Below are 2,329 nucleotides of genomic sequence, written 5' to 3'. Positions count from 1 at the left end.
CTATTTATGGTCGGGAGACCAACTGATAGAAGAAACGCCGATATATGCCGATGGCACTCTTGCTAATGCGCAACAAGTTCAATGGCTGTATCAACCCGGAGAAATAACGCCCACCGCGCGTTATCAACAGGGCAAACTGCACTATGTGGTCACCGACCACCAAGGCACCCCGCGAGAGATATTCAGTGAAGGCGGACAAGCCAGTTGGGCAGGAAGGTTGAATACGTGGGGCCAAATGCAGTTTTGGCGTTACCGCGACGGTAAAGCGGAGAATGACCCTAATTATACCGAATGTCCTTTTCGCTTTGCGGGGCAATATGAAGATGAAGAAAGTGGCTTGTATTATAATCGCTTTCGCTATTATGATAGGGAAACAGGACAGTATCTTTCCCCAGACCCCATAGGGTTATTGGGTGGGCTGAATCCGTATGGGTATGTGCATTGTCCGACGGGGTGGGTTGATCCGTTTGGGCTGGCGTGTTGTCCACCACCAAAAATAAAAGCTACACAAATCGGATTAAGAAACCCTAAACAGATTGATGGTATGAAAAAAGATATGCTTGACGGCACTTTTGATTTTTCACTTCCCAAAAATCAAGTTGGTGGCTTTGTAGATTCCAATGGAATTTATTATATGGGGGAAGGGCATCATAGAATGGTTGCAGCTCAAGAAATATATAAAGAAACAGGCGATGCTAAATATATTAATAAATTAATAGAAAATGGTTCATGGACAAGAACAAATTCACCACCAACTGATGCCAGAGCTATGCCATCCAGAAGTTTCTTTAGTAATTTAAGAAACAAATTAGGATTTTAAGAATGAGAAAAATAAGTATATATTCAAATATGTTATGGAAGTCATTATCTTATATAAGAAATGTGCAAACACACTCTTGCTTTAGAAAAGCCTTTGATAAGTCTTGTTATATGGAGGCTGAGCTATTACATAATATTGTTATATCTCTTCCTGAAGAAGAAATGACTGAACATGATATATTTTTTTTAAATAGTCATGCGCGATTCTATTTGGAAAATGCTGACAAAAGAAAATGTACAAATTATTTTTCTCATGAAGATGATATAAAAAGGCTATTTAGTCTCGTTCCTGAGCACTTGAAAGAAAAACTTGAATGGAATGGCCCAGAATAATATTTTGAGTAATTAAATCTAGCCGGAAAGATCCCGAGAACTTCCGGCTGACTTATTTTTAAGGGTTGCTCAGTTGTGCTAGCTCAGTCTCCCCTTTAGTCGTTGGTATATTTCCGCATCAGCTCGCGCATGGTGTGTTTGATGGCACTGAGTTGCGCTTGCTGTTAGTATTGCAGCTTAATTGTTCGAATGCTTTCACTATCGGATATCAATACTAAACTCTCGTTTAAGATGAACGTATTAATGGACAAGAGATTGTTCATCAATGGAATGATACTGATAATACACTGGCATTGACCCGTTTTGGTGAACGGGAGTTGCATTATGCTTTTGGGGCACTGGGGGAGTTAACTTCACTGCAAGTCAATCAGCATGCACCACTTCAATTTAGCTACAACGCGGTAGGACAAGAGTATTTACGCCGTAGTCACGCTGGATTTGTCAATTCCAGTCACTATACGGCCACTGGTTTACTGGCTCATCAACGAGCAGGGCGAGGCACCGAACAGTTTTTACAATCGATACAAGCCCATCCCCAACAACCGCCATTTTGTACGGATGTGCACCGCAGTTATCAATATGATCGCGCTTATAATGTGGTGGGCATTGAAGATGATCGCTGGCGACAGACACGTTATCACTATAATGCCAATGACCAAATCACTGAGACACAATACAGTCCACAATGGGGTAATCAGGACGAAAAATTCCAGTATGATAACAACCTCAATATCACGGAGCACTTAACAACGCCGTCCTCGTCGATGGTGCCTTCAGAAGCACAAGGGGCGATGCTACAGCTATTTCAGCAACAGCAAGCAGGACGGGTGACTCGCCGTTACACAGCGAAGGGATATCAAGATTACCATTATGATGTTAATGGGCGATTAGCTAAAAAAATTGTCCATACACGCGGTTTTCGTCCCAGAGAGTGGCGCTATTTATGGAACACACAAAATCAGCTAACCGCATGCTTTACACCGAAAGGGGATTGTTGGCACTATACTTATGATGCTTTTGGTCGACGTCTGAGTAAAACCAAAACTGTCGACAGTGACTTAGCCCATATTGACCCATTATTTCCGCAGATTAAGCCTAAAATCACCACGTGGCGCTATTTATGGTCGGGAGACCAACTGATAGAAGAAACGCCGATATATGCCGATGGCACTCTTGC

Annotated in this window: 3 protein-coding genes; all 3 read left to right on the top strand. The window is 42.3% G+C overall.

Annotation, left to right across the window (positions count from 1 at the left end):
• Positions 1-820 (top strand): RHS repeat-associated core domain-containing protein (locus AACV00_RS05505; RefSeq protein ID WP_161737332.1); only part of this gene is annotated, 820 nt, incomplete at its 5' end.
• A 2-nt stretch (positions 821-822) separates the two neighbouring features.
• Positions 823-1,152 carry a hypothetical protein gene (locus AACV00_RS05500; protein ID WP_017827408.1) on the top strand — a complete coding sequence of 110 codons (330 nt, stop codon included), beginning with the start codon at positions 823-825 and terminating at the stop codon, positions 1,150-1,152.
• A 317-nt stretch (positions 1,153-1,469) separates the two neighbouring features.
• On the top strand, positions 1,470-2,329 hold an 860-nt coding region (locus tag AACV00_RS05495; protein WP_442956591.1), incomplete at its 3' end, for an RHS repeat domain-containing protein.

Source organism: Proteus sp. G3927, from assembly GCF_963894685.1.
GTDB lineage: Bacteria > Pseudomonadota > Gammaproteobacteria > Enterobacterales > Enterobacteriaceae > Proteus > Proteus mirabilis.
The sequence above is the reverse complement of the archived record's forward strand: the minus strand, read 5'-3'. Positions and strand labels throughout refer to the sequence as shown.

Coding starts and splice junctions, on each gene's coding strand:
- AACV00_RS05500 (WP_017827408.1), top strand. CDS start 823: ATGAGAAAAATAAGTATATATTCAAATATGTTATGGAAGTCATTATCT.